Below are 23,014 nucleotides of genomic sequence, written 5' to 3' on the forward strand. Positions count from 1 at the left end.
ACAAAAATAGAGGAGGGGGACAGGTTACTTTCCACGATTAAAATTAACTACTTTCCCTTTGGTCTTTTTCTCTACTTCTCGGTTATGTTCAATTTTTTCTTGTTTCCATCCATACTCACTTTGAATAACGTGTTCCTCCATATCGTCTGCCCACTCAGGCACTTCATCTTGAGGGTAGGGGAATGGTGCGATGGCAGGATTGTCATATTCAAGTACATCATTGTGGATGATAGGACGACCTCTGAGGTACTCATAGTATCTTTGTTTCTTTTCTCTAGCTGCTTTCCACGCTTTAATAACTGTTTTTCCGTTCTCTCTATCAGGGAATACTTCCCTCCAACGAATTTTGGGATTTTCAGTTTCAAAGTATTGAAATACCATCCTATCGTATGTTTTGTGTCTACCGAAATTCCATATAGCATATATAATTTGTGATACCCATACTAACAGAAACAAGAGGAAGGGGATCGCAAATTTCTCCCAACCAGTAAACCACTCATTTATAGGTTTAGCGTCATAAAGTAAGTAGAAAAAACTAATAACTACTCCAACTCCTATAATGACTGGAACAAGCGGTTTGAAACCTACAATTTGAAGCATATTTGGTTTAGGATTAGGTTCTTCTTGAGTATATTTAGCGTCCATATATACACGATTTCTAAAGGTATCAACAACATCTTGATAGAAGTCATTATTTGCCATATGGTCGAGTCTACTTGAAATCGAATTAGGCGTTGTCATTAGATAATAAAAGTGTAACGGAGCAATATAAGGTGTGCTAGACCACCTTATATATTCAAGTCCAAAGTGTCGCATTCTAAGGTTCTCAGCTATATCATAATAAGTTTTGATAGATGTTACTAGAAAGTATGTTAACACGAATATGATTAACCAATCTCCCCAAGCTAAAGTGTATTCCCAAATAATTGATAAAAGCTCCATATAGCTTGTAAACGGGGTATTTTCATATGGTGTTACCCATTGAATAATAGCTAAAACGGGAATGGCAATAATTGCGAACAAAATAGAGATATATAATGCTTTTTTGATAGGTTGAAAAGCTTCTCCCATTTGCTCCACCTCCTTAGTATCTAATACTATTGTACTGTATTTTAAGGTCTTTGGAAAATTTTGAAGGGGTTAAATATAGCAACCGAATCACAAGTTTGCTATAATTAAAACTATATTATTACTTAATTTTTTTTTCTAACCGAGGTCACGCGACTACGGTCAGCTAAGTGTTTTCATTAACACAATTGATTAATATATAATCCTTAATTTTAAATCGCGTTCAACTGGAACGACCAAACTATCTTACTAATGGATAGCAAACTTTTGTTGTTTTTTGGTCATTGCAGTTGGCTCGCGATTTTTTTGCGTCCAAAAACACCATTAAAACAAAGATGAAAGGAGGAAAAATATACTTAAACACCATTCAGAGTAATGTTTAATTCACTTAATACTAATAATTAAGTGTGAGAGGAACCGAGATTAACGGATTCTCTTTTTTGTTTATCCAAAAGGGAGAGTGAGTCGAATGCAATTAGCTTTAGACCTTTCATGTGAAGCGGAAGTACAAAAGAACACTTTACGAGAATATGAGATTAAACTTGATAACCCATCATTAAAAGATGTCAAAGCAGCATTTAATGAGCTTGAAAGTGTCATGGGTTATGATAAACCATTTCCATATCAAAAAATCAAAGTGGAGTTCTCGGGGAAGGTCAGAGTACAAGTGAACAGGCGAAAAGCAAAAGATTTCAAGGAAATGAAGGTGAAATTCTTTGAATCGACAAGCGGGATCTTTGCGTACACCTTTTTCAAGTCATCAGGCTATGCTGTTAGTAATTTTGATTACCGTAAAATTAAAAGACTTTCTATCCAAAAAGAAGATAGAGAGGCTGCTGAACTCAGGAAGATCAAAAAATTATTGAATCGGGTTCATCCAAACGCATGGCCAAACTTAAAAGATAATCCTGAATCGCTAAGGGGTTTAGAGTTAGGGGTTATTAACATTAAAAACCGCTTCCCTAAACACGTTATTGACTCTATTAAAGATGCGTTTGAGAACAAGAAGGACTATCGGTATCAATTAAATGGAGATAAACGGGATTGGACCGTTAGTGTTGAAGTGCGTGATGGTGGTTACGTTCTAGCTTGGTTTTCCAGCGAATTCTGTGGCTATGCTCACGGAGATTATTATTTATTAATAAATCCCACAACAGCTACTTTTAAAGAACGTGACTAAAGTTTTGTTGCAGAATTTTTTTCTTAGAGAAAATAGTCATTTAGATATTGATGATGAAATTAAACTATCGTTTTTAGATAACGATGGGAAGGCATTATCAAAATACACTGACCAAACTGGTCTTGTGATAAAGGGGTTTTTTAAATGGGAGAGCAATTATCATTGTTTGAACGTGAGAGTCGCCATCATGTCATTTTTTTCTCAGGTGGGAACTCAAGCTTTGCTGTTGCCGATTATGTAAAGGAAAAATTCCCAAATGATAACATAGTACTTCTATTTCAAGATGTTAAATGGGAGGATCCAGATCTTTATCGATTCATCAAGGACGCTTCGGATAGGCTACAATTACCTCTCCTTACACATTCAGCAGGATTAAGTCCTATTGAGTTAATGTTCGAGAAGAAATTGCTGTTTAATTCTATGATAGGAGATTGTTCGAAAATCCTTAAAATGAAAGTTGCTTCAGACTTCATTAAAAAGGGAATTGAGCCGCCTGTTGTAGAGTGGAGAAATAAGCATTTCTTAAAAGACGAGAACTTTAGGAACGATCCAATCCTTTACTTTGGAATTGATTTTATGGAGGCTCATAGAATTGACTCCATAACAAAGAATTGGGCTCCATTTCGTGTGCAAGCACCTTTAATCGATAACTTTGTCGATGTGGATGAAGTATTAGATAAATATAACATCAAGCGTGCAAAGTTGTACGATCTCGGTTTCAGCCATAACAATTGCGGTGGAAGATGTGTTAAGGCGGGACACCAACATTACAAGTTACTTTTAAAAACTATGCCTGAACGCTTTAAAGATATCATGGAGAAAGAACATCATTTGAAAGTTTGTGTTTCTGCTTATCGTTACATTACAAATGAAAAAGTAGAAGATCCGCTACCAAAAGATGTTCAAGAAATTATGCTTCAAGAACTGGATGATGCTTATCGTGACTATTTTTACGGTAGGACTAAAAAACCGAAGCTCTATATTCATCCAGGTGCTTCTAGCAGCCATCCTGAAGATTTGGAAATGAAACAGTACGCTTTTATGAAGAAGTCTTATGATGGCGTAAGTATTCCGTATCCAATTCGAGAATTAAAATACGATGTGGAAGGCCCTCCTTTTGAATCGTATTCCTATCCTGGTTACTTTACGAAACAGAGGATAGAGAAAGAGAAGGAGAGAAAAAGGAAGGCTAAAAACAACTCGGTTCTTGAATGTACACTTGATGAATCCGATTTGATCGGAGGATGTGGTTGCTTTTTCGACTACTCGGAGAACCAACCTGAAGAAGAGATTGCTTCTATATTTTAAAAGAATGTTTAAAATAAATGAGGAGTGATGAATTATGATGACCTCTACTATACCAAAAGAGGGAGATAGAGTGTTTATAAAAACGGATGTATGTGAGGGATATGGGACGGTAACTCATGTGGACCATCCTACCATATACCAACATCATTTTCTACCGATCCAGTTAGAATTAGAACAGCCTTATGATGAGTCGGGAGCCACTATGTTTCGTGTAAGTTTAAAAGAAATAAACGGTGGTACTGATAATCCTTATGAAGAATCAACCAAAGAAAAGTTAGACTTAGGAGAAGAGGAAGATGGACAATTAAGTTTGTTCTAAACGGATTAGGGAGTAAGTCATTTTTACAAAGGCTTGCTCTCTTTTTTTGGTAAACTTATGCTTCAGAAAGCTATCGCAAAATATCGACTTTTAGTGTAAGGTAAATTCATCAAATGACTTGTTATTTTAAAGTAATCTTTGATAAAATATGAATATATTAATCTACTTAATTTCTTTTTACGATCCCCGTCACGCGACATAGGGATAATTTATTTAAAATGCTCTTAATTGAGAGAACCAATCTACGTTAGTAGACTTTCTTCGTATTGGCGAAGGTTTATTGGTCTTTCAATTGAGGGCATTTTTTTCGCGCTCAAAAACACCAAACTACTTTTTTAAAAAAAGGAGAGGATTTAAATCGGATCAAACAAATGATTGAAACAGCGAAACTTGTATAAGCGGGTTAATGGACGGTTTAACTGTTAGTGGAATGTGTAGTTTTTTACGCATTCCTTTTTTTATTACTAAAACACCAAATTCAATTTTGAAAAAGGGAGAGATTATTTTGGATAACAACAACCTTGCATTAGGAGAGAAACAAAGAATCAAAGAAGTCATTAGACAATCAAAGGCAAAAAGACGATTGGAATTACAAAAACGTCTTAAAAACTACGTTATTTCAGGAACAATCAATGATAGCATGAGAAATTTCCGTAGCTTTGGTTCTTAAAAATTACTTATTCAAAAGGGAGAGATTCAAAGATGAAAAAAGAAAAAGAAGTGGTTGTAACATTTCAGAAATCAATTATTGTTCACATGCCTGAAGGTTCAACAGAGGAACAAGCTATTAGTAGAGCAGTTGACGTTCACAACGAAGAAATCGAGTTGGGTGATATGTTTGTTTATGGTGAACAAGTTGTAAAGGTAGAGAGTGAAGATTATTCCTCTAACCAAAATTCATTTTTGGATGAACTGGACCATAATGTACGGATTAGTTTAATAAAGTCCTATGACTATTACATTCAGGATGCTAATAACGAAGGACTCTTTGATGAAGGATGGCGACCTGTTTGTATAGAGGAATATTACCATAATGAGTTTCAAGATATCGAGAGTTCTGCGTTTTCTGTGGCATTCCCTGAAGAAGAATACAAGGAAGAATCATTAAATGATTACCTTGTAGTAGTGAACAGTGAGTTTGTTCGCGATACTCAAATTGCGGATTCTCCCGAATCTGACGCAGGGGATGAAGAAGGTTGGCACGATACAACTGGCGAGCATGTTTTAGGCATTTTCAGAGGAACGAATGAGTCTGAGGTTATAGAACAAGCTGCTGTCATTAGTCATATGTCAGGGGAAATGTTGATAGCTTACGAATTAAAAAATAACCGAAAGGGCGGGAGATAGTATGAACTTTTTTGACACCGTTGGAGGCAGAAGGTTTGTAGAAGGAACAATTCCTAAAGGCATTCGTGCTTTAGAGAGTATTGCAAAGGAATTAAAAAGAGGGAATGATCTTTCAGAAAAAAAGATTATCCAAATGAACCCTTACTACGAAACGGTAAAAGCGATTCTTGGATCAAGCGGATATGATTTTACTGATAAAGATGTTCAAACCATTTGCTCCAGGTTAGAAGAGGACATCATAATTCATTCGGCTTTCATGGATCGTTGTAACGAATATATCAATGAATTGTTTGGGGAACACAGAGCTATTTACTTTTGTGAAAGATGTGAAAAAGAATTCAAAAGTAGGGAGCTGGTCGAGGGGGCTGAGTTTTCTTTGTGTCCAAACAAATGCCCTAACCATGAATTGATTGATATTACGGAACCGGAAGTAAAAAAAGAGTATTTCTCAAAAACAGATGAGGAGTGATGAACAGTGGCAAAAACTTATCGTGTGACGATTGAGATTGAAGTGACTGCGGAAACGCCAGAACAGGCTAAAGAGTACGCTTATTATGATGTTGTGGAGTTACGACGTGATGGCTCATTAGAGTCAACCGCTACTCTTTTGTCAGAGAAGGAATAATAACAATAGGAGTGATAATAGTGATGAATCTTAAAGAACAAATCAGAGAAGCAGCTTTCGTTAAAGGTTTATACCTCGAAGAAAATCAAATAGACGATGTTAATAGTAGAGTGGAATCGACTTTATATGAACTTGGTGTTGATCAGATTATTAATGAAACACTGGACAATGTTGCCGAAACTCATAAGTATTTAACTTGGAATGATATCAAGGTTGGAGAAACTTATGTCGTGAAGGACATCGAGGGAGTAAAGAAGAAATTAAGGAATAAAGAGGTTGTTGTTGTTAAAGTTCAAGAAGAAGCTCATAAAACAGTTTCACAACTTATTGTTGAGGACTCAAAAGGAAGTCAATATAACTTACTAGGTCCAAACATGTTGAAAATAAAACAATAACTTTTTATTCACCAAAAAACGCCTTTGACTTATTTATTGGGTCATAGGCGTTTTTTCTTATTACTAAAATCTTAGAGTACAGCTTTCAATTCCTTTGAAACCTTTATAAAATCTTTTACACCTCGGATACAGGAGGGGATAGATTTTACACTTATCAAATGCTCTTTAATCATATCTTCATATGCTGCATGAGGTTCGTTATTGTTTTTGTTTAAATACTCGGTGCATATTTCTCTCATTTTTTCTATATCATTTTTTGTTCTTCTACTCATCATCTTCTCCTTTATAACTCATTTGTTCATTAGCTGAATGTTTGAAGGTATCCAGCCATTAAAGAAGCGAATAACTCTATCCATAAGTAGAGCTGCTTCTTGGCGCGCCGGCTTTTTTCTAAATGTAGGAACTTGCATATAGTTTATTTTCGTTAAGCTGTTGTCTGCGTTTTCTGCATAGTAATGGTAACGGACACTCACTCCTTGACCATTGTTTTGCTCATCATCAGTCATAATACAAAAATAAGCTCGATCTTCACTCCTACCTAAAAATTCAAAAGACCAAATCACTTTATTACCTCCCGTTATTTATTTAATTAACTTAAATGCGTGCGACATAACCAATGCTAAAAGTTCTCTCGTTGACTTCTTTTTAGTTTTTTTTAGGATGTTTCGTATGTGATTTTTAACTGTACTGTCTGATAGATATAGCATATTAGAAAGCTCTTGATTAGAAGAACCATAGATAGACATTATAATGAGTATCTCTTCTTCTCTTTTAGTTAATTTGCAAGGAATTGCGACGTTTTCTCTTACCGTTTCAATATATATTTGATTTGAATTTTCCAAATTTACCTCTAAGCCGTCTAATACGTATGCCATTCTAATCACCCCTTTTATAGTTTTAATCTAGCCAAATTATTTCTTCATTGCTAAGTTTAAAGTATTCCCTGCGATTTTTATTGAATGAAAACTGGTATACTTGATATTTACCATCAATTTTTACATGAATTAGAAAAGACTTATAATCCTTACCCAATATCTCTATTTCTTTTCCACCCTTAGTTTGTATAGCCATTCTTTATCCCACCTTCTTTAAATAGAAGTCATAGTCTGTTCAAGAAATTCTATTGTTAATTAAATTATAATTTTAGTTTTTTAGCGCCAGCAAATTTACAACATGTTAAATTTCTCTTGTCTACTTTTCTTTTTTTTCATACAATGCTAAAATAATCTTATACTTTAACTTTAATTTTCAATCCTTCTAGTCCTAGACACGCGTCAAATGGACCATCTAATGTTTAAATCCGCTCACAAGAGTGACCAAAATCTACGATAATAGTAGGTTCATTTCCATTTTTTATGGAACTATTTTGGTCTTTGTTGTGGGCGTTTTTACGTTCAAAAACACCAAAAATACACTTTCTGAAGGGAGAGATTTAATGGCTAACAGAGTACACTTCCATTACAAAGTATTTACTAATGTACAAAGTAGTGGCCAAAAAACTAACGAGGAAGAAATAGGGTACACCCTAGGTGATGATTATGGTACAACTTTTAATGATACATTTGGGTCTATTATAGAACTTAAAGATACCGTGAATTTAAACAATGTGTTAAAGTACCTCTCAAATCATCATCATGACTTTTTCGTTACCGTTAAAATGAATGGTCTTTACTTTAACGGTGAATGGTATTCGATTGAGGAATTAGAGGAGTTAGAACAAATTGAAAGCGTCCCTGTTTAAAAGGGGAGAGTGAGGAACGAATGACGATAATGTTGTTCGTTCTTTTTTTATTTCATAAGGAAGGAGAGGGAACGCTTGAAAGCCGACCTTAACAAATTCTTTTTGAGAGTGAGTGAACTGTCTGTTCGAGAAGAAAAAGTCGAACCAGTAGAAAGTGCCATGAATGTTCTTTATATAGCTTGTTATTCAGCACAATCAAATGTAGGAGAAGTTGATTTTAGCTCTTTTGATTTAAGTGATGTGGATCGAGCTATGGATGAACTGGTGAGTTATGAATCAGATGATTGCACTGATGATGAATTAACCAACATCGATAATCTGTTGACTGAAATTAACAGAAAAGCTCATCTGAAAAATATTGCTGATTATGATTTGAAACCACGAAAGAAAAAGCGTCGGTTCTTTTAAATCAGAGGAGGTTTTTAACTATGGGGAAGAGTTTATTCCTAACATCAGAAGTGCTATTCCGGCACATGCTGACTTTGGATAATTTAGCAATTGCTAAAAGACTCCATGATTTAGGGAAGCCATTTCCAAGTGATCGTTGTTTCGTAGCGGAATTCGCAAAGCAAGATAGCTTCTTCTATGATGGGCTCCGTCTATTTTTTAATTGCCCAATTTGCATTGAGGATGACAGAGGATTCGAAGATAGCTTCGAACCTATCATTTTTACTATTCGCATTCCACTCGTAGAAGAATGGTATCAGTTAACTCAACATCTTTCAGATGAAGAGGCAACAAAGGAGAAAGATTGGATTTTATCACCAATCAAAGAACTTTGGTGCGACTATTTTGAAGTTAATGTTTCCAATACATTTACTGAATTCGGTTTAAATGTACTGGTTGAGGGAGATTTTGGGTTCTTTCAAGGTTTTTTCGATGATTACGATGACTTCTATAAACGATTAGAAGAGAAGGTTATCGAAAAGAGAAACAAAGTGAGAGAGGATGAGAGCTATGATAGCAACTCAAATAACCATTCCAGAAGACAACTCGCTAGTTGAAGTCAAAAGACTACAAAACCAACTAGTCGTTGGAGAGAGTAAAATCCGATTGAGAGAGCTGCTTTTTGCCTTAATGGAGATGATAGAGCCTGAAGAGCTATTGGAAATTGTCGTCAATCATGGTGGCATGATAGAAGAAGTTCTTGAGCCTATCATATCAGAGAAGGACGAAAAAAGCATTATGCGCCTACTCAACATTTTTTATGAACGCGCTAAAAGTGAAGAGAATCTTTCCGTGGTAGGACAGATATTTAAGACTACTGCTCAAAGGTTCGATATTTCCCAATTAGCACCTGAAACATTGAGTCAGTTACTATCTCTTGTTTTACAAAGAGTGGAGGACCTCAAAGAGCCTGAAACATTCGATTTCCTATTTCTAACACTCTTAGAACGATTGAATGTAACAGATGCAAAGGGAGAGTTAGTGACAAGAGTTCTTCAGTCAACCTTAAACATAGCAAAAAAGGAAGAACGTCAAGATGTCATAAAATCGATGTTCCATATCCTTGCGGGTAAAGCTGAACAAGATTGGGTAAGGTCTGTTCTTGCTCCATATCTAAAAGAAAGAAAAGTAGTCCGTAGTCCTATTCTCCCAAAGAACTGTGTTCTTTATATGGAGGAACTCGATGGCACTAAAATATGTGTGATTGAAGTGGATAAACAGAAGTTTGATGTTAAGTACCACAACACCGAATACGAGAATGTCGGTCATCCAAAAATGCTGTTTGAATTCCATGTAACACCTCAGCAACGGATTAGAACAGCTCGTATTTACGCTGTTAAGGATACAGTCATCAAACCTGAGACTAAGATATATCGTTATCCGTTTAGCAACGTCTACGGTGATTTTAGAGCTTGTTGGCCTGATATTTATGGGGAACCCATAAAAGATATTCACCAACTGACAACAAAACCATTTTTATTCATCAACAGCCCTTCAAACGATCACCTTTATAGAGGCAAAAACTTAAGAGATGTATTTGCTTCATTACAAGGTAAGAGCTTTGATGATTCGTTGCTAGAAGAAACTGGTTTAACGGTAAAAGAGCAAATTATGGCTTAGTTATTATTTAAATTCAAATAAAAAATTACCTATTAAAATATGGGAAGGGGAAATTTAAATGTCTAAAAATGTATTGGATCAATTTTTCGCTGATAATGAGGAAAAAGAAGTAGAGGTTACAACTCCAGAACCTAAGCAAGAAGAGGAAACTAAAGTCGAATCTGTTGAAGCCAAGGCGCAAACAAATAAAAAGAAGGAAGAAGATTTAGCTGTTACTTCTGATGGACAATTTAGTTTGTTTGGAGATGATTTTATTTCTGCTGCTGATCCAAAAACAGAAGAGAGTAAGTCTAAAACTGATCAAAAGGAAAAGAAAGAGGAGGAAAAAGAGGAACCAAAGAAGGAATCTAAATCTAAGGCTACTTCTAAAAAAGGATCTTCTAGTACAACAACATCTACCTCTAAGGGTAAAGGTGGTACAAAGAAGTCTGCTACCACTAAAGTGGACCCTAAAACCTTTAAGGTTGAAGGAGATTGGACTGTACATTACGCTGCTCAAACTTTCACTGTAGATCAGTTCTTCGACCCAATGCCGACTTCTGGAGAAGTTACTTTAGAAGAACTCCGTCAAAAGATGGAAGAGGAGTTTTTTGAAATGACAGAGGCACGCACGAAATGGGATCTTCGCGATAAAAAGAAAAAGAGAGTATACCCGGATGTATCTGGAACCGCTAAGGGGTTGATGTAATTGGGTATTCGAGGATTCTTTTGGAAAGGTAGCGAATTTCTCAAAGCAAGAAACCTAAAGCCTTTAAATGTTATAGCTGGTCAAGACGGCCAACTATACGAAGTTAGGGATAATCCTTTTGGTCGATTGGTGACTAAAAAGACGTATGTAAGAGAGCTTGAGGAAATAAAACCTGGCTTTCAATATCGTCTACCGAAAATATCAGGGGATATTCTAACTCAAGTCCTTTCCTTTTTCCGAACGTATTGTACGGATTGGGAACAAAACGAGGTTATGGTACAGCTGTATTATGATAGAGAAACTCAAGAGTACATTGTTGAGTGTCCTTATCAAAAGGTCAATAAAGTTCATATTGACGCTGAGTATGATACTGAATACATGCATAATGACCGTTATGTACGAGTGATGCATATTCACTCCCATAACAGCATGGAGGCTTACTTTTCAATCACTGATGATGAAAACGAAAAAGCATTTATGCTATATGCAGTAGTCGGTAGATTACAAGATGATGAACCACAAATGAAGTTGCGAGTTGGGTGTAATGGAGAGTTTATTTCACTCCCATTGGATTATATTTTTGAAAATCCAACACTTACACCAACAGACACTTCTTATCCTGAAGAGTGGGACGATAGGGTTCAAATAGTAGACTAAACTTAAGGGGGAAGCTTTATTGCTTTCTCCTTAAGTTTATATCTAAAGAAAGGGGAATATTCATATGCCAAAACCATTAGTCATACAAGAAAAGCGACGTATTTTACTCCAAATAATTATTGCTGGAACTGGCGCGAATGGCAGCCACTTCCTTAGAAATATTCTTCAAAACATTAGAGCTAAACTTGATTCCTTTTCACATTCTTCCGTTCCAACATTAGATGTAGATATTACGATTGTAGATAAAGACAAAGTAGAACGTAAGAATCTTGGCAATCAACTCTTCGATAAAGATGATATTGATGAATATAAGTGTGTAGCTTTAGCGGAGAGATACGGGGAACACTATAACTTGGATATCAAGAGAGTTACTGAGTATATTAAATCGATTGATATGTTAAAAGCTTTATTTCCACCAATTGAAGATATAAGTAACGAAACTCAAGTTATTCCGATTCTTTGTGGCATGGTTGATAATAATAAAAGCCGACAATTGTTTGATGAATTTTTTAACTTACCAGACGTGGATAATCTTATTTACCTCGATCTCGGTGTTGAAGGAGTATCTATTACGAACAAAGCTACCAACCAATTGACAGAGGATGAAAAACGTTCTATTCGAAACTCAGGGTTTGGCGGCCAATGTGTAGTAGGAGTTAAAAACAGAGGCGAAGTCATCCTTCCACCAGTCGGAAGTGTTTATTCAAATATATTAGAGGATGCAGGTTCATCTTTTCCAGACGAAAGTTGTGGAGAAGCAGTGATCAACAACCCTCAGCGTGTAGACACGAATCGTTTAGCCGCTGAAGTTGCTGCAACGTATATAAATAACCTTTTACACACAGGTAGTATTTATAGCCATAGAATTGAATTTAATGCTCAATATGGCGGTAGTAGACCTGTATTTATTCAAGACGAATCAATCAATAAGTTAAAAGAAGTTCGCCAAAAAGGGAGTAATAGATAAAGATAAAAGGGAGTGATCTTAGGATCGCTCTCTATTTTTCATGTTAAAAAGTAAGTGTAATTTAAAATAACGGGTATTCGGATTATCGTGTGGAAAGAGGGCTAAAATGAACCCTCTTCCATTGCTTTAGTAAGTGTGGAAATGTCAGCTCCATAAACTTTCTCATAGACCCATTTAAAAGTAGGAGGTCTAAGTGGTATGTTTCTTAAATCGTACATTTTATCGAAGGTTGTAGATACTTCTTTGAATTTCTTTTTCTTCTTGGTCTTACGATAGCCTTGAGTAAAAAGTATTTTAGCTCTGAGAGCTTCAAATGAGTAGCCACGACCAACATGATTCATTGTCTTAATGAGGCGGTTCAAGGATTCTGTATAAGCGTTTGTGATAGATACGTTGAAGTAGTTAAAGATCTCTTCTTCCCAGTTGGTCATGGACTTAATGAGTGGATCAAAGTAAGGCATTAATTCCTTGGGTATCTCAGTCAGCCAAGATTGATAGAGTTGGTAGGCTTCGTCCATAGATTCAGCTTCATAAATGTCAAAGAACCTCTCTTTCAACTCATACCCAATACCAAGTAGAGGGAAGTTGTCAGTCCAAATCTGTAACTTTAGTTGATCATCAAAATCGTTTAACTCACTTTTTCGTGTAAGGAGCACATAGCGATCCTTTTTAAGTTGCCTGCGTTCTTTAGCAGTAATATTCTCGCGGTTCGCTTTTCGTATCTTTTCAAGAGCCTCATTAGCCATTTTAACAACATGGAATTTGTCAATAACGACTGTAGCATTTGGAATCACTGTATGAACAGCCCTTCTATAGGGGTTCCACATATCCATTGCCACATACTTAATTCTGCTATGGTTGGACAGTTGTGAAAGATAACGAATAACGGTATCCTGATTACGATTCCGTAAGAGGTCAACCACAGTCCTGTTCTCAACATCAGTAATGACACATCGGTAGTTTCGTAGAAGGTGAACTTCATCAATACCAAGCCATTTAGGGGCTTTGATGTCTTGCTTTTGATCTAGGCGAGCTACATATTCTTGAAAGATGTTACGAACTGTTTTTTCATTGACACCGATATCTTCTGCAACGTTCGTAAAAGGCTTTTTGAGACTGGTCTGCTCAATCCACTTAATCAAACGTTTAGTAACTGATCGACTATCATCCATATAAGGTAACATTTCAAAGAATGTTTCGTTGCATTCACGACACTTATAACGCTGTCGTTTAATAAGTATTCCTACACGTTTAGCATGCATTGGCAAGTCAAAGAATAACTGATTCTTCTTACCATGCTTATACAAGTTCGGAACAGTACCGCATTTTGGACAGTAAGAAGGTGGTGGAGAGGTCGTCTCCACCAGGAACCTGTAATCATCCTCACTTTCTGTCATATCGAGAATGTTTAATTTTGGGAGATTAAGCATATTTGTTACCATTTATTCCGTTCCTTCCTAGCCATACAATGAAGATACGCATATTCAATTCTTAATGAATTCAGGAAGGCTCTGATTTACTTATCATTCATTTTTAATTCTAGTCAATCGCATTCCATTTAGGGTTACAAGTAAGGTTGCCCCTACATCGGCTAAAATAGCTAACCATAATGGTAGCCAGCCTAAAATGATAAAGAGTATAGCAATTAATTTAATGCCAAGAGAAAATGTAATATTTTGCTTTATAATTTGCAGTGTTTTGCGACTCAAGCGTATCGTGAAAGGTAATTTACTAATATCATCAGCCATCAAGGCGATATCTGCTGTTTCAAGTGCTGTATCTGTTCCAGCACCTCCCATAGCAACTCCAACCGTAGAGGCAGCAAGAGCTGGTGCATCATTTACGCCATCACCAACCATGGCTACCTTGCCATTTGCTTGTTTAAGCTGTTTAATGACTTCTAATTTATCTTGAGGTAACAGTTCAGCTTTAACTTCCGTCATTCCTAATTGCTCGCCAATTGCTGTTGCGGTTAATTTATTATCCCCTGTTAACATCACCGTTTTCTTGATACCCAGGCGATGTAAGCTTTGAATAATATCTTGGCTGGTTTTACGAATTTCATCTCTTACAGCAATTAAGCCAAGGATGGTTGTTTGTGTAGCAACGACCATAGCCGTTTTACCCTCTTGTTGCAACTGACGAATCTTTTCTATTACTTCCTCACTTATAACATTAGACAGTCGTTCCTTGATTAATCCTGGGCTCCCAACGTAATAGGTCTGATTGTTAACCGTTGCTTGAATTCCTTTTCCTGTGATGGAATGAAATTCCTCAATTTCATATTTAGAAAGGGCTTCGTTATTTTGTTCTGCTTTACGGACGATAGCCGTCGCCAATGGATGCTGTGACCCTTTTTCAATTGCAGCTGCAATAGTGAACCATTCTAAATGGTTATTATGAGTTTCTGTATTTAGAGAAATGATATCTGTTACTTCAGGTATTCCTTTGGTTAATGTCCCTGTTTTATCAAAGGCGATAGCAGATAATGCTCCTGCTTCTTCTAGGTAGACACCGCCTTTTATTAAAACTCCGTTTCTTGCAGCATTACCAATGGCTGTGACAATCGAAACAGGAGTGGAAATGACTAAGGCACATGGGCACGCCACAACGAGCAATGCTAAACCCCTATAAATCCACTCTTCCCATATACCACCAAAAAACAAGGGTGGTATCGTGACCATTCCTAAGGCGATAACCATCACAGTAGGTGTATAATACTTGGCGAAACGGTCAACAAACGCTTGTGAAGGGGCACGCTCTGATTGAGCTTCTTCGACCATATGAATGATTTTTGCTATCGTTGTGTCTTCACTTTTTTTGGTCACTTCAACTTCAAGGAGTCCTTCTTCATTTAATGTGCCTGCAAATATTTCATGATCCATCGCTTTTGTTACAGGAATGGATTCACCTGTAATCGCAGCTTGGTTAACTGAGGAATGCCCTTTAACAACCCGACCATCCATGGCGATTTTTTGTCCAGGCTTAACAATCATGATATCCCCGATTTGGATTTCCTCAACAGGGATCTGCATTTCTTGTCCGTTTCTCTTAATGGACGCTTCTTTAGGGGCAATCCCCATTAAAGAACGGATAGACTGCCGTGCTTTATCCATCGAATATGTTTCCAACCACTCACTGATGGCAAAAAAGAAAACAACTGCTGCTCCTTCTGCCCATTCTCCAATGACTGCTGCTCCAAGAATCGCCACTGTAATTAATGTCCTCATATCAAATTGTAAGCGAACAAGGTTTTTAAATCCTTGAATAAATAAGGTAAATCCACCAATCACAATGGATGATGCAAATGTTAGAACAGGAATCAAGCTGTCCTGACCATATATGAAGTAAAAGATCAATCCTAATACCAGCAAAAGACCAGAAATAAAGGTTCTGATTGCTCCTTGATTTCTCCATAACGGGATACGAGTCAATTCTTCATTTTCATGTGCAATTTTTAAGTTTTCAAATGATCCTGCTTCCTTTAAGTCCTCAATCGAGGGGGTACCATATACCGTTATTTTAGATGTGGCAAAATTGACTTGAGCATCTTTGACATTTCGTAGTTTCTTTACGTTCCGCTCAAACTGAGCAGCACAATCCGCTCAGGTGAATCCTTGAACGTTATACGTTTTCTTTTCCGCTGTCTCCATTACTTTCCACTTCTTTCTTCATGATGTTGATATGCCATCACAATAAGTTGTTTAATGTGTTCGTCATCTAAAGAGTAAAAAACTAACTTCCCGTCTTTACGGTATTTTGCCAAACCCATATTCCGTAACAATCTAAGGTGGTGTGAAGCTGTTGCTGTTGTCGATCCTATAATATGGGCAACATCACACACACACAATTCATTCTCTTGGCTAAGGGCATAAGCAATCTTCATTCTGGTATCATCAGCAAGTGCCTTAAACATACGTGCCATGACTTGTATATCATTTGAAATGATTGACTGTTTTAAACGACTGACTTTTTCTTCGTCATAACAAAAAATTTCACATTCATCTTTAGCAGGCATTTCATTTCACCTCTCATTCAAATACTCATTTGATTATTATAATAACTGATTTTATTATTATGTTCAAATGATTATTTGAATGTTAAAGAAAAAAATCCAGTAAAATTTACTGAACTTACATCACCTTATTTTATTTATTTGTGATTTCCACACGATTATCCGATTTATAATTTTATAATATCAACCTCCAGAAATAATTTTTCCACACGATAATCCGAATACCCAAAATAACATAAAGCAGGAAATTTGTATTTATATATGTCATAAAAATAAAACGGTAAGGTTCTTTTAGAAAATTATTCTCAGCTAGACCGTTTATGTTATAATAAACGTATAATTGCTCTTAATTTTCTTTTACCTATTTCTCGACACGCGTTGAGATTACTTGATTTTTTAAAATAGCTCTAATCAGAGGACCAATCTGTCTTTTTTTAGATGGAAATTGCTTGAGTGGTCTTGTGATTAGGGCTTTTTTGCGTCCTAAAACACCAATACTTTTTTAAGGAGATGATTCTTTTGAACAGAAAGAAAATCGGAGCTGTAGCTGTTGACTCAGGACAATTGATGATTATTGACCCTTGTTACATTGAGTCTTATTGGGAGAAAAATGAGAATGTTGAACCTGAAGGAATTGAATTTTGGGGTGGAGATGCTGAACAGATTGTTGAGCATTTTAATCTCGAAGAAACTTATGGAGTTCAATCCAATGAAGGGGGTTCTTATACTGTTCTTACTGGTGATTATAAAGATTTATCTAAGGAAATCGGACAGTATGCGAATCAAAACAAACTCGGCTTAATAGTAACTGAGTATTCTCCAGGGAGTACTTATAAGCAGGTGAGTGACGCTAATATGAACCAAGAGAGAACAGGTGCATGCATTCATGGTCATGGCGGTTTTCCTCTAGGTCTTTCATTCGCTTCGGGATATGGCGATGGACTTTATGATGTTTACGCTACATATAACGAGGATGGCGTTATTGTAAAAGTTGAAATTGAAATGGACTAATAGTCAAGTAATTTTTGAAGCAGGAAAAGGACGTCCTGCTTCTTTTTAATTAACTTAAATTAATAAGGAGGAATTACGATGTTATCAAGTATTATGTCATTTGAGGATCGTGGAAAATGGGGTAAATCAAACTATCGAGGGAATTGCAGCGGATATATTATTAAAGGGTTATTGGACCATTATCAACCAAAACACTTTCTTGAAGTGTTTGCCGGAGGTGGAACAGGATTTGATGTTGCTAAGGAATTAGGATACAAAAATAGCACCCATCTTGATCTCAACCCAAAGTATGGTGGTTGGAACGCACTTACTGATGAAGTACCAGAAGGAAGTGATTTTGTATTCCTTCACCCGCCATATCACAATATCATTCAGTATAGTGGGAAAATGTGGGGTCAACCTCATCCTGATGATTTATCTCGCTGCAAAACGTATGACGAGTTCATTAAAAAGCTAGATCTAATCCACTCCAAGGTTTATTCAAGCCTTCGTAATGGAGGAAGAATGGCCATTTTAATTGGAGATGTTCGTAAGAAAGGAGAATACTTCTCTATTCAAAGGGACATGGCATGGATTGGTCAATTGGACGCACATATTATAAAAGCTCAACACAATTGTGTCAGCGATAACAGAAGATATGCTGGCAAGTTTATCCCGATTCAACATGAACATTTATTAGTGTTTAAAAAAGGGAATTTATGGATTGTGCCTGTTGCAGTAACGAAAAAAGCGTCGCAAGATTTACGTCATTCTTTAAAGGTTACTTGGAGGGATCTTGTTCAAGCTTCTTTAGAAGAACTTGGTGGATCTGCAACGCTTGAGAATTTATATGCTGTTATTGATGGAACCGCTAAAGCGAAGAAAAACAACTTTTGGAGAGAGAAAGTGCGCCAAACCCTTCAAATAGGGAAAGAGTTTAAGCCCGTTTCAAGAGGTCATTGGACTTTAAGTAATGGTGCTCAAATGGTCGCTTAGACATTTAATAAAGGACAGGCTTCTAATAGGAGTCTGTTCTTTTTATTACAAAGGAGGAATCTATATGAAATTTAAAATGTGGAAAGGCAAAGAGCAGTATAAAGGTGATCCTGGTGTATGGTGTTTGTTTGCTACGACAACAAAAAGAACTAGTATCACGTTCTTTAATAATCCACCCGAGAGCGTAGATCATGTGTGCAAAGGCTACCTGAATGGACGTTTCGGTAATGTAACCAGAGAGGACCAAGTGAGATTTATAAAGAGAAGGTTCAAAGAGGAAATCGTTAAATTCCAGTAATACAAAACCAAAACTTTTTAATAAAGGAGAGATTCTCAATGATAGTTACTAAGCAAAATTTTGAGGAAGTTGCTCATACAATATGTGCAGGAGTTTATAGTGCTCAAAAATATAATAAAGAGTGTTTTGGTATGTCAGACCTTTGGTTTGCCCATACCATGACGGAGTGTTTAGAAGATTTATTAGACCACATTGAAAATGCAGGTTATGATATCGTACATTTGGCATCTCGTATATGGAATCAACATGGTTACTTCTTAAAGGTTGAACCTAACCATAAATTGAAGCAACAGCTTGATGATGAGTTTGAAATCTCAGGTTTGCTTATAGAAAAGTATTATCACTATTGCAAAAACATAACAGCTGATAATATTGAATACTTCAACAAAAATACTATTAAACAAGGAGATGTTATACGTACATCTTTTCACATTGATGATATTGAAGAATCTCCTTATTATCTAAAAGTTGAAGATGTTGAATATATCAAAAGCGGAGCGTATATCAAAGGAATGATTGTTGATGGTCCACACAAACCTAAAGAGATAATCATATCTCCTTACTCACGATTTTTACTCAATTAGTTTTAGTTGAAGTAGAATAATAAAGACTTAGGAGAGTGGTTATTATGACTGCTATTAATTTTGCTTTTGATTATATTTATAATGAAAAACAGCCCACAGAAGATTATAAGTCGTATGATTTTTCAACGATAAAACCTTCTTCGGATAAGATAAGCTCTTTATACAGAGGGCTATATTTCAGTACAAAGGAACATTACGATAGTTTTATGGATTCGATTAGGGAAGGAACTCTAATAACAAACCAATTAACATCATGGACAACCAGTGAAGTTGTCGCATTGCAATTCTCTTTAATGCGGTATTTCAGTGCTGAAAAGCAAGGTTACTTTGGTGTTATATTAAAAACAACAGGCATAACAAGCAATCGGGTTTTGTTTGATGGGGAGTCAGCACATTACCAATTCTTTGAAGAAGAAAGGGAAATCCCTGCAAAAAAACCGTATATTGACGAAAAAGAATATGTATTATTACCGTCAAATTATGATGTTGAAGTTTTTTATGAGTTCAGCTATGAAGAAGCAGCTAGGAAAGCTGAACGAAAGTCAGTAAGTTGAAAACAATCTCATTTATGTTAGTAACTTATAACAAAAGTGTTGGCTTATCAGTCAATGCTTTTTCCTTTTTCTTCTTTGTGCTATACTTTACCTATACTTTAATTTACTTAATTCATTACTACCTAACTTCAGTCACGCGACAGAAGGATTTTAATTTTTAAACCGCTCTAAATGAGTGATCAATCTACTTACCGTAGACATTTCATGTTTTTTTGCATGGGATCATTTTGATCATTGATTTGGGTGCGGTTTTTTTGCGTCCAAAAACACCAATTACTTATTTACAAAAAGGAGAGATGTACACATGAATCATGTACAAAAAGCGTTAAAGGTAACAGAGGAGTATCTTTTTAATTTCTCAGATGTAGAGAAAGGGGATAATGTTTGGGGGACAGTTAATGATATTGAGGTTGATGACTTAGCTTGTTTATTCCAGCACTTAGTCATTGAAGGTGTTGTACCACATACACTTAACCTTCACTATACTCAGTCCAATAACGAATATTCTTATGAAGATATGTCCTCTCGCGTTATTGTTTTTGATGGTCTTGATGTCGTCACCGTTATGTATTTCGATGAGTTAATCGTAGAAAATAACGGTCACTATCGAGGTTTATCTAAGGAAGGAATGACAAAGTTAATAAATCAAATCTTCGAAATCAAATCAGATTTTGAAGAGAAATCTTCTGAATACCCTGTTTTTAAGCAAGGGGAAGAAATTGAGATTAAGGTAGCCGGACAAGGCGACCCTATCAAAGTTGAATTTGATGGATGGCAGCAAAAGCCTGATAGACCCAATGGAGCATTCTTACTAGCTGTTCATGACGGTGTGAAACGTGCAATTAACGACCTGTTTATTCGGTCATTAAACGGTCAACCATTTGAACCATTAGAACAATAAGCTAAGTAAATTAATAATCGAGCAAGAGCTGAGTGAAGAAGTCCTTTTTTAAGGGCTTCTTTTATTTTTTTTGAGAGGGTGATATCATGGAAGTTTTATCAATTGAACTTAACGAACTTGAGGAACAACGTTATGAATTTAAAGAACTCAACAATAGAATAGCGATTATCGAGGATTTAAAAAGTCATAACAATGAAACTAGACGTATTTGGACCTACTTAAAAGAATACCATTGGGATTTTTGTGGTGTGGTTCGAGGAATGTCAGCTATATTTAATCAAGATATATACGACCTAGTTCTCCATCACTTCGTTAATGACGAACCAATGGAAGGGTTAATGGGAGAGAACACTAACCTTTATTGGACAGAATTTTTCAGTCCTGAGAAGCCTGTAGGCGCTTTTTTTCGTAAATTAGAGAATAGAGGATATAAAATATATATACCTGAACAAGCCTTCACAGATGCTTATTTTCAGAGTTTGAGTGATGAATGGGATTGGCACTTAGAATCCCCTAAACACAAATTTATGATATGGGCTAAACATCAAAAGGCAACATTTCTCATTGAAGTTTTTATAGACATGTCATTACGTCCATATGGTGTTAAGGGAGCTTTAAAGTGGCCATCATTGAAGGAAGATATCGAATTCACTCAACATTCTCTTTTTGTAATTGATGAACCATCTAATGAAAAAGAGGATATTATGCTACCTGTTATGGGTGAAGAAATGAATATACTGGGCGATGTAGATGATGATGTTCAAGCTATAACAGATGAAGCGATTCATGATATTATGACAAACCATGATCATGTTTGCTTGGCTGTAAGTGGTGGTAAAGATTCTTACACTACTATGCTAAAAGTCATCCATTATCTACTCAAACATCCAGAGTGTGATACTAGCGTATCCATTGTAACTTCGGATACAAGAGTGGAAAACCCACTTTTATCTGAGCATATCGTAAAAATGAGGGAAGCTGTTCTTTCTCTCGATTTGTCCATTGACTTCCGAATTGTACAACCAAAAATAGACCAAACATATATGGTTTTGGTGTTCGGAAAAGGATATGTTAGCCCTAATAATTTATTTAAATATTGCGTGTCACGGTTAAAGGTAGATCCTTCCCGTGAATACCTAGAAGAACTGGCTAATAGATATTCTAAAGTGTGCCTTGTACTTGGTTCTAGGGATACTGAAAGTGCTGCTAGATCTCGTAGCATAAAAAAACACTTCGGCGAAGGGTTTTACGGTGAGCATCCGATTCCCGGTATTCGTACCGCTTCACCAATTAGACATTGGACAGCGACAGAAGTTGTAACTTACCTTGTCAGATACCCTGCTCCGTGGAAAGATTATGGAAACTACCATCTAATCAATCTATACGGTTCAGCGGCGGGCGGGATAAGTGAATGTCCTTCTGGAGCGGCAGTGACGAATGAGAACGATGCCATAAGCTCATGTTCTGGTTCTGGATCACGTATGGGTTGTTGGTCCTGCACGGTGGTAAAAAATGACATTTCCCTTCATAACATGGCTTTGGACTATCCGGAGCTATCGAAATATATTGAAATGCGTAGTTATTTTAAAGCAATTCAAGATATACGTTATGGTGGAAATACAGGTTATCAACGACAACGAACCTTCGCAACATTTCGTAACGGTTTAGGTGATCTAACCATTGATATTCGGACATTACTACTCCAAAAAATGAAAAAATTGGAGATACCAATTGAGGATGAGGAAGTGACAGAGATTTATAAAGAAGTTCAAAAACGAGAAGTGACAGAAGGAATGCCTGTTACTAAGCGCTTTCGCGATCTTCTTATGAGTTTCTACACGGTACATCCTGGTGTTGTCGGTGCTATGTACAATCCCATTTGGGACCCTTTCGGAACAGGCGTAGACCAGTTTACAGAAGATGACAAAGCAGCGATAGAACGTGTGTTAAGTCGGAGAAATAAATAATCATAACAAAAACCTGAAGTGCTGACTAACTTGTACTTCAGGTTCTTTTATTTTAAAGGAGTTCCCAATCATCTCCTGAGTTGCGATTTAAGGAAACATGTTTACCGTTTATGTCAACATGAACACTTCCTGCTTCATCCACAAAAAGTATTTTACCTATATCCCCTCTTTTGGCAAGAGTGTATGTGTTAGACCTTAAAAGGAGGATAGAACTTCCTTTTTCGTATCTGTCTAAGTTGTCCATTGATCCTCTGGAATCATCAATCTTAATGTTGTGCTTCATGATGCCTCCTCCTATACTTGTTTATATAATATTATTTTTACCACTACTATTTGTCTAAATAAAT

General features: G+C 36.3%; 31 protein-coding genes. 22 read left to right on the forward strand and 9 right to left on the reverse strand.

All coding sequences use genetic code 11. The features are described from left to right. Positions 1 to 24 precede the first annotated feature (24 nt). Positions 25 to 1,071, reverse strand: coding sequence for a hypothetical protein (locus J2S74_RS14235; protein ID WP_307326489.1), 1,047 nt, complete (start codon positions 1,069 to 1,071; stop codon positions 25 to 27). A gap of 466 nt (positions 1,072 to 1,537) precedes the next feature. Here J2S74_RS14235 and J2S74_RS14240 point away from each other — a divergent pair, with 466 nt between their 5' ends. The 8 genes from J2S74_RS14240 to J2S74_RS14275 all read left to right on the forward strand — a co-directional run bounded on the left by J2S74_RS14240 (position 1,538) and on the right by J2S74_RS14275 (position 6,242). Then, entirely contained in the window at positions 1,538 to 2,248 is a 711-nt protein-coding gene (locus J2S74_RS14240; RefSeq protein WP_307326491.1) for a hypothetical protein, read from the forward strand. Between the two features lie 144 nt (positions 2,249 to 2,392). Further along, the gene (locus J2S74_RS14245; RefSeq protein ID WP_307326493.1) at positions 2,393 to 3,556 is read left to right on the forward strand and encodes a phosphoadenosine phosphosulfate reductase domain-containing protein; all 1,164 of its coding nucleotides are present in this window, start codon (positions 2,393 to 2,395) and stop codon (positions 3,554 to 3,556) included. Between the two features lie 34 nt (positions 3,557 to 3,590). Next, positions 3,591 to 3,875: a hypothetical protein gene (locus tag J2S74_RS14250; protein WP_307326495.1), complete on the forward strand. Its 285-nt coding sequence runs from the start codon at positions 3,591 to 3,593 to the stop codon at positions 3,873 to 3,875. 406 nt (positions 3,876 to 4,281) lie between these two features. Beyond that, a complete protein-coding gene (locus J2S74_RS14255) occupies positions 4,282 to 4,545 on the forward strand; it encodes a hypothetical protein (RefSeq protein WP_307326497.1) in 264 nt (87 codons plus the stop codon). Between the two features lie 32 nt (positions 4,546 to 4,577). Continuing rightward, entirely contained in the window at positions 4,578 to 5,222 is a 645-nt protein-coding gene (locus tag J2S74_RS14260; protein WP_307326499.1) for a hypothetical protein, read from the forward strand. Position 5,223: 1 nt separating this feature from the next. Continuing rightward, the gene (locus J2S74_RS14265; protein WP_307326501.1) at positions 5,224 to 5,691 is read left to right on the forward strand and encodes a hypothetical protein; all 468 of its coding nucleotides are present in this window, start codon (positions 5,224 to 5,226) and stop codon (positions 5,689 to 5,691) included. A 24-nt stretch (positions 5,692 to 5,715) separates the two neighbouring features. Beyond that, positions 5,716 to 5,847: a hypothetical protein gene (locus J2S74_RS14270; RefSeq protein ID WP_307326502.1), complete on the forward strand. Its 132-nt coding sequence runs from the start codon at positions 5,716 to 5,718 to the stop codon at positions 5,845 to 5,847. Between the two features lie 20 nt (positions 5,848 to 5,867). Next, positions 5,868 to 6,242, forward strand: coding sequence for a hypothetical protein (locus J2S74_RS14275; RefSeq protein WP_307326504.1), 375 nt, complete (start codon positions 5,868 to 5,870; stop codon positions 6,240 to 6,242). 71 nt (positions 6,243 to 6,313) lie between these two features. On the opposite strand, the gene J2S74_RS14280 is transcribed toward J2S74_RS14275, so the two are convergent. From J2S74_RS14280 to J2S74_RS14295, 4 genes are read right to left on the reverse strand one after another with little or no spacing between them, the layout of a single operon-like run. Continuing rightward, positions 6,314 to 6,514, reverse strand: coding sequence for a hypothetical protein (locus J2S74_RS14280; RefSeq protein WP_307326506.1), 201 nt, complete (start codon positions 6,512 to 6,514; stop codon positions 6,314 to 6,316). Between the two features lie 18 nt (positions 6,515 to 6,532). After that, the gene (locus tag J2S74_RS14285) at positions 6,533 to 6,805 is read right to left on the reverse strand and encodes a hypothetical protein (protein WP_307326507.1); all 273 of its coding nucleotides are present in this window, start codon (positions 6,803 to 6,805) and stop codon (positions 6,533 to 6,535) included. Positions 6,806 to 6,823: 18 nt separating this feature from the next. Next, entirely contained in the window at positions 6,824 to 7,117 is a 294-nt protein-coding gene (locus J2S74_RS14290; RefSeq protein WP_307326509.1) for a response regulator transcription factor, read from the reverse strand. Positions 7,118 to 7,139: 22 nt separating this feature from the next. Beyond that, a complete protein-coding gene (locus J2S74_RS14295) occupies positions 7,140 to 7,313 on the reverse strand; it encodes a hypothetical protein (RefSeq protein WP_307326511.1) in 174 nt (57 codons plus the stop codon). 364 nt (positions 7,314 to 7,677) lie between these two features. Here J2S74_RS14295 and J2S74_RS14300 point away from each other — a divergent pair, with 364 nt between their 5' ends. From J2S74_RS14300 to J2S74_RS14330, 7 genes are all read left to right on the forward strand, one after another. Further along, positions 7,678 to 7,983 (forward strand): hypothetical protein, encoded by a 306-nt coding sequence (locus J2S74_RS14300; protein ID WP_307326513.1) that lies wholly within the window; start codon positions 7,678 to 7,680, stop codon positions 7,981 to 7,983. Positions 7,984 to 8,058: 75 nt separating this feature from the next. Further along, complete coding sequence (locus tag J2S74_RS14305) at positions 8,059 to 8,391, forward strand: hypothetical protein (RefSeq protein WP_307326515.1); 333 nt, start codon at positions 8,059 to 8,061, stop codon at positions 8,389 to 8,391. A gap of 20 nt (positions 8,392 to 8,411) precedes the next feature. Then, positions 8,412 to 8,987, forward strand: a complete 576-nt coding sequence (locus J2S74_RS14310) for a hypothetical protein (protein ID WP_307326517.1) — start codon at positions 8,412 to 8,414, stop codon at positions 8,985 to 8,987. Further along, on the forward strand, positions 8,941 to 10,050 hold the full coding sequence (locus J2S74_RS14315) for a hypothetical protein (protein ID WP_307326519.1): 1,110 nt from the start codon (positions 8,941 to 8,943) through the stop codon (positions 10,048 to 10,050). The genes J2S74_RS14310 and J2S74_RS14315 overlap by 47 nt, the downstream gene beginning before the upstream one ends. Before the next feature lie 58 nt (positions 10,051 to 10,108). Next, positions 10,109 to 10,738: a hypothetical protein gene (locus tag J2S74_RS14320; protein WP_307326521.1), complete on the forward strand. Its 630-nt coding sequence runs from the start codon at positions 10,109 to 10,111 to the stop codon at positions 10,736 to 10,738. Then, entirely contained in the window at positions 10,739 to 11,395 is a 657-nt protein-coding gene (locus J2S74_RS14325) for a hypothetical protein (protein WP_307326522.1), read from the forward strand. It begins immediately after the preceding gene. Positions 11,396 to 11,459: 64 nt separating this feature from the next. After that, entirely contained in the window at positions 11,460 to 12,362 is a 903-nt protein-coding gene (locus J2S74_RS14330; RefSeq protein WP_307326524.1) for a ThiF family adenylyltransferase, read from the forward strand. A 101-nt stretch (positions 12,363 to 12,463) separates the two neighbouring features. On the opposite strand, the gene J2S74_RS14335 is transcribed toward J2S74_RS14330, so the two are convergent. From J2S74_RS14335 to J2S74_RS14345, 3 genes are all read right to left on the reverse strand, one after another. Beyond that, positions 12,464 to 13,804, reverse strand: a complete 1,341-nt coding sequence (locus tag J2S74_RS14335) for an ISL3 family transposase (RefSeq protein ID WP_307326527.1) — start codon at positions 13,802 to 13,804, stop codon at positions 12,464 to 12,466. Between the two features lie 81 nt (positions 13,805 to 13,885). Beyond that, positions 13,886 to 16,015, reverse strand: coding sequence for a heavy metal translocating P-type ATPase (locus J2S74_RS14340; protein WP_307326529.1), 2,130 nt, complete (start codon positions 16,013 to 16,015; stop codon positions 13,886 to 13,888). Then, entirely contained in the window at positions 16,015 to 16,380 is a 366-nt protein-coding gene (locus J2S74_RS14345; protein WP_307326532.1) for an ArsR/SmtB family transcription factor, read from the reverse strand. Before J2S74_RS14345 ends, J2S74_RS14340 begins: the two co-directional genes overlap by 1 nt. Positions 16,381 to 16,896: 516 nt before the next feature. On the opposite strand from J2S74_RS14345, the gene J2S74_RS14350 reads away from it, so the two are divergent. The 7 genes from J2S74_RS14350 (at position 16,897) to J2S74_RS14380 (ending at position 22,667) form a co-directional block, all read left to right on the forward strand. Continuing rightward, positions 16,897 to 17,388, forward strand: coding sequence for a DUF4241 domain-containing protein (locus tag J2S74_RS14350; protein ID WP_307326533.1), 492 nt, complete (start codon positions 16,897 to 16,899; stop codon positions 17,386 to 17,388). Positions 17,389 to 17,466: 78 nt separating this feature from the next. Next, positions 17,467 to 18,363, forward strand: a complete 897-nt coding sequence (locus J2S74_RS14355) for a DNA methylase N-4/N-6 (protein ID WP_307326535.1) — start codon at positions 17,467 to 17,469, stop codon at positions 18,361 to 18,363. Positions 18,364 to 18,427: 64 nt separating this feature from the next. Next, on the forward strand, positions 18,428 to 18,661 hold the full coding sequence (locus J2S74_RS14360) for a hypothetical protein (RefSeq protein ID WP_307326536.1): 234 nt from the start codon (positions 18,428 to 18,430) through the stop codon (positions 18,659 to 18,661). 38 nt (positions 18,662 to 18,699) lie between these two features. Beyond that, a complete protein-coding gene (locus J2S74_RS14365; RefSeq protein ID WP_307326539.1) occupies positions 18,700 to 19,245 on the forward strand; it encodes a hypothetical protein in 546 nt (181 codons plus the stop codon). A gap of 44 nt (positions 19,246 to 19,289) precedes the next feature. Continuing rightward, a complete protein-coding gene (locus tag J2S74_RS14370) occupies positions 19,290 to 19,799 on the forward strand; it encodes a hypothetical protein (RefSeq protein ID WP_307326541.1) in 510 nt (169 codons plus the stop codon). Positions 19,800 to 20,103: 304 nt separating this feature from the next. Then, entirely contained in the window at positions 20,104 to 20,700 is a 597-nt protein-coding gene (locus J2S74_RS14375) for a hypothetical protein (RefSeq protein ID WP_307326543.1), read from the forward strand. Between the two features lie 86 nt (positions 20,701 to 20,786). Beyond that, positions 20,787 to 22,667, forward strand: a complete 1,881-nt coding sequence (locus tag J2S74_RS14380) for a phosphoadenosine phosphosulfate reductase domain-containing protein (protein WP_307326545.1) — start codon at positions 20,787 to 20,789, stop codon at positions 22,665 to 22,667. Between the two features lie 52 nt (positions 22,668 to 22,719). On the opposite strand, the gene J2S74_RS14385 is transcribed toward J2S74_RS14380, so the two are convergent. Next, a complete protein-coding gene (locus tag J2S74_RS14385) occupies positions 22,720 to 22,950 on the reverse strand; it encodes a hypothetical protein (RefSeq protein WP_307326547.1) in 231 nt (76 codons plus the stop codon). Positions 22,951 to 23,014: the final 64 nt, after the last annotated feature.

This window comes from Evansella vedderi, assembly GCF_030813435.1.
Lineage (GTDB): Bacteria > Bacillota > Bacilli > Bacillales > Salisediminibacteriaceae > Evansella > Evansella vedderi.

Excerpts from the sequence above, each read along its gene's own strand:
- J2S74_RS14235 (WP_307326489.1), bottom strand. The coding sequence starts at position 1,071 with ATGGGAGAAGCTTTTCAACCTATCAAAAAAGCATTATATATCTCTATT.
- J2S74_RS14240 (WP_307326491.1), top strand. The coding sequence starts at position 1,538 with ATGCAATTAGCTTTAGACCTTTCATGTGAAGCGGAAGTACAAAAGAAC.
- J2S74_RS14245 (WP_307326493.1), top strand. The coding sequence starts at position 2,393 with ATGGGAGAGCAATTATCATTGTTTGAACGTGAGAGTCGCCATCATGTC.
- J2S74_RS14250 (WP_307326495.1), top strand. The coding sequence starts at position 3,591 with ATGATGACCTCTACTATACCAAAAGAGGGAGATAGAGTGTTTATAAAA.
- J2S74_RS14255 (WP_307326497.1), top strand. The coding sequence starts at position 4,282 with ATGGACGGTTTAACTGTTAGTGGAATGTGTAGTTTTTTACGCATTCCT.
- J2S74_RS14260 (WP_307326499.1), top strand. The coding sequence starts at position 4,578 with ATGAAAAAAGAAAAAGAAGTGGTTGTAACATTTCAGAAATCAATTATT.
- J2S74_RS14265 (WP_307326501.1), top strand. The coding sequence starts at position 5,224 with ATGAACTTTTTTGACACCGTTGGAGGCAGAAGGTTTGTAGAAGGAACA.
- J2S74_RS14280 (WP_307326506.1), bottom strand. The coding sequence starts at position 6,514 with ATGAGTAGAAGAACAAAAAATGATATAGAAAAAATGAGAGAAATATGC.
- J2S74_RS14290 (WP_307326509.1), bottom strand. The coding sequence starts at position 7,117 with ATGGCATACGTATTAGACGGCTTAGAGGTAAATTTGGAAAATTCAAAT.
- J2S74_RS14295 (WP_307326511.1), bottom strand. The coding sequence starts at position 7,313 with ATGGCTATACAAACTAAGGGTGGAAAAGAAATAGAGATATTGGGTAAG.
- J2S74_RS14300 (WP_307326513.1), top strand. The coding sequence starts at position 7,678 with ATGGCTAACAGAGTACACTTCCATTACAAAGTATTTACTAATGTACAA.
- J2S74_RS14310 (WP_307326517.1), top strand. The coding sequence starts at position 8,412 with ATGGGGAAGAGTTTATTCCTAACATCAGAAGTGCTATTCCGGCACATG.
- J2S74_RS14315 (WP_307326519.1), top strand. The coding sequence starts at position 8,941 with ATGATAGCAACTCAAATAACCATTCCAGAAGACAACTCGCTAGTTGAA.
- J2S74_RS14320 (WP_307326521.1), top strand. The coding sequence starts at position 10,109 with ATGTCTAAAAATGTATTGGATCAATTTTTCGCTGATAATGAGGAAAAA.
- J2S74_RS14330 (WP_307326524.1), top strand. The coding sequence starts at position 11,460 with ATGCCAAAACCATTAGTCATACAAGAAAAGCGACGTATTTTACTCCAA.
- J2S74_RS14335 (WP_307326527.1), bottom strand. The coding sequence starts at position 13,804 with ATGGTAACAAATATGCTTAATCTCCCAAAATTAAACATTCTCGATATG.
- J2S74_RS14345 (WP_307326532.1), bottom strand. The coding sequence starts at position 16,380 with ATGCCTGCTAAAGATGAATGTGAAATTTTTTGTTATGACGAAGAAAAA.
- J2S74_RS14355 (WP_307326535.1), top strand. The coding sequence starts at position 17,467 with ATGTTATCAAGTATTATGTCATTTGAGGATCGTGGAAAATGGGGTAAA.
- J2S74_RS14360 (WP_307326536.1), top strand. The coding sequence starts at position 18,428 with ATGAAATTTAAAATGTGGAAAGGCAAAGAGCAGTATAAAGGTGATCCT.
- J2S74_RS14365 (WP_307326539.1), top strand. The coding sequence starts at position 18,700 with ATGATAGTTACTAAGCAAAATTTTGAGGAAGTTGCTCATACAATATGT.
- J2S74_RS14370 (WP_307326541.1), top strand. The coding sequence starts at position 19,290 with ATGACTGCTATTAATTTTGCTTTTGATTATATTTATAATGAAAAACAG.
- J2S74_RS14375 (WP_307326543.1), top strand. The coding sequence starts at position 20,104 with ATGAATCATGTACAAAAAGCGTTAAAGGTAACAGAGGAGTATCTTTTT.
- J2S74_RS14380 (WP_307326545.1), top strand. The coding sequence starts at position 20,787 with ATGGAAGTTTTATCAATTGAACTTAACGAACTTGAGGAACAACGTTAT.
- J2S74_RS14385 (WP_307326547.1), bottom strand. The coding sequence starts at position 22,950 with ATGAAGCACAACATTAAGATTGATGATTCCAGAGGATCAATGGACAAC.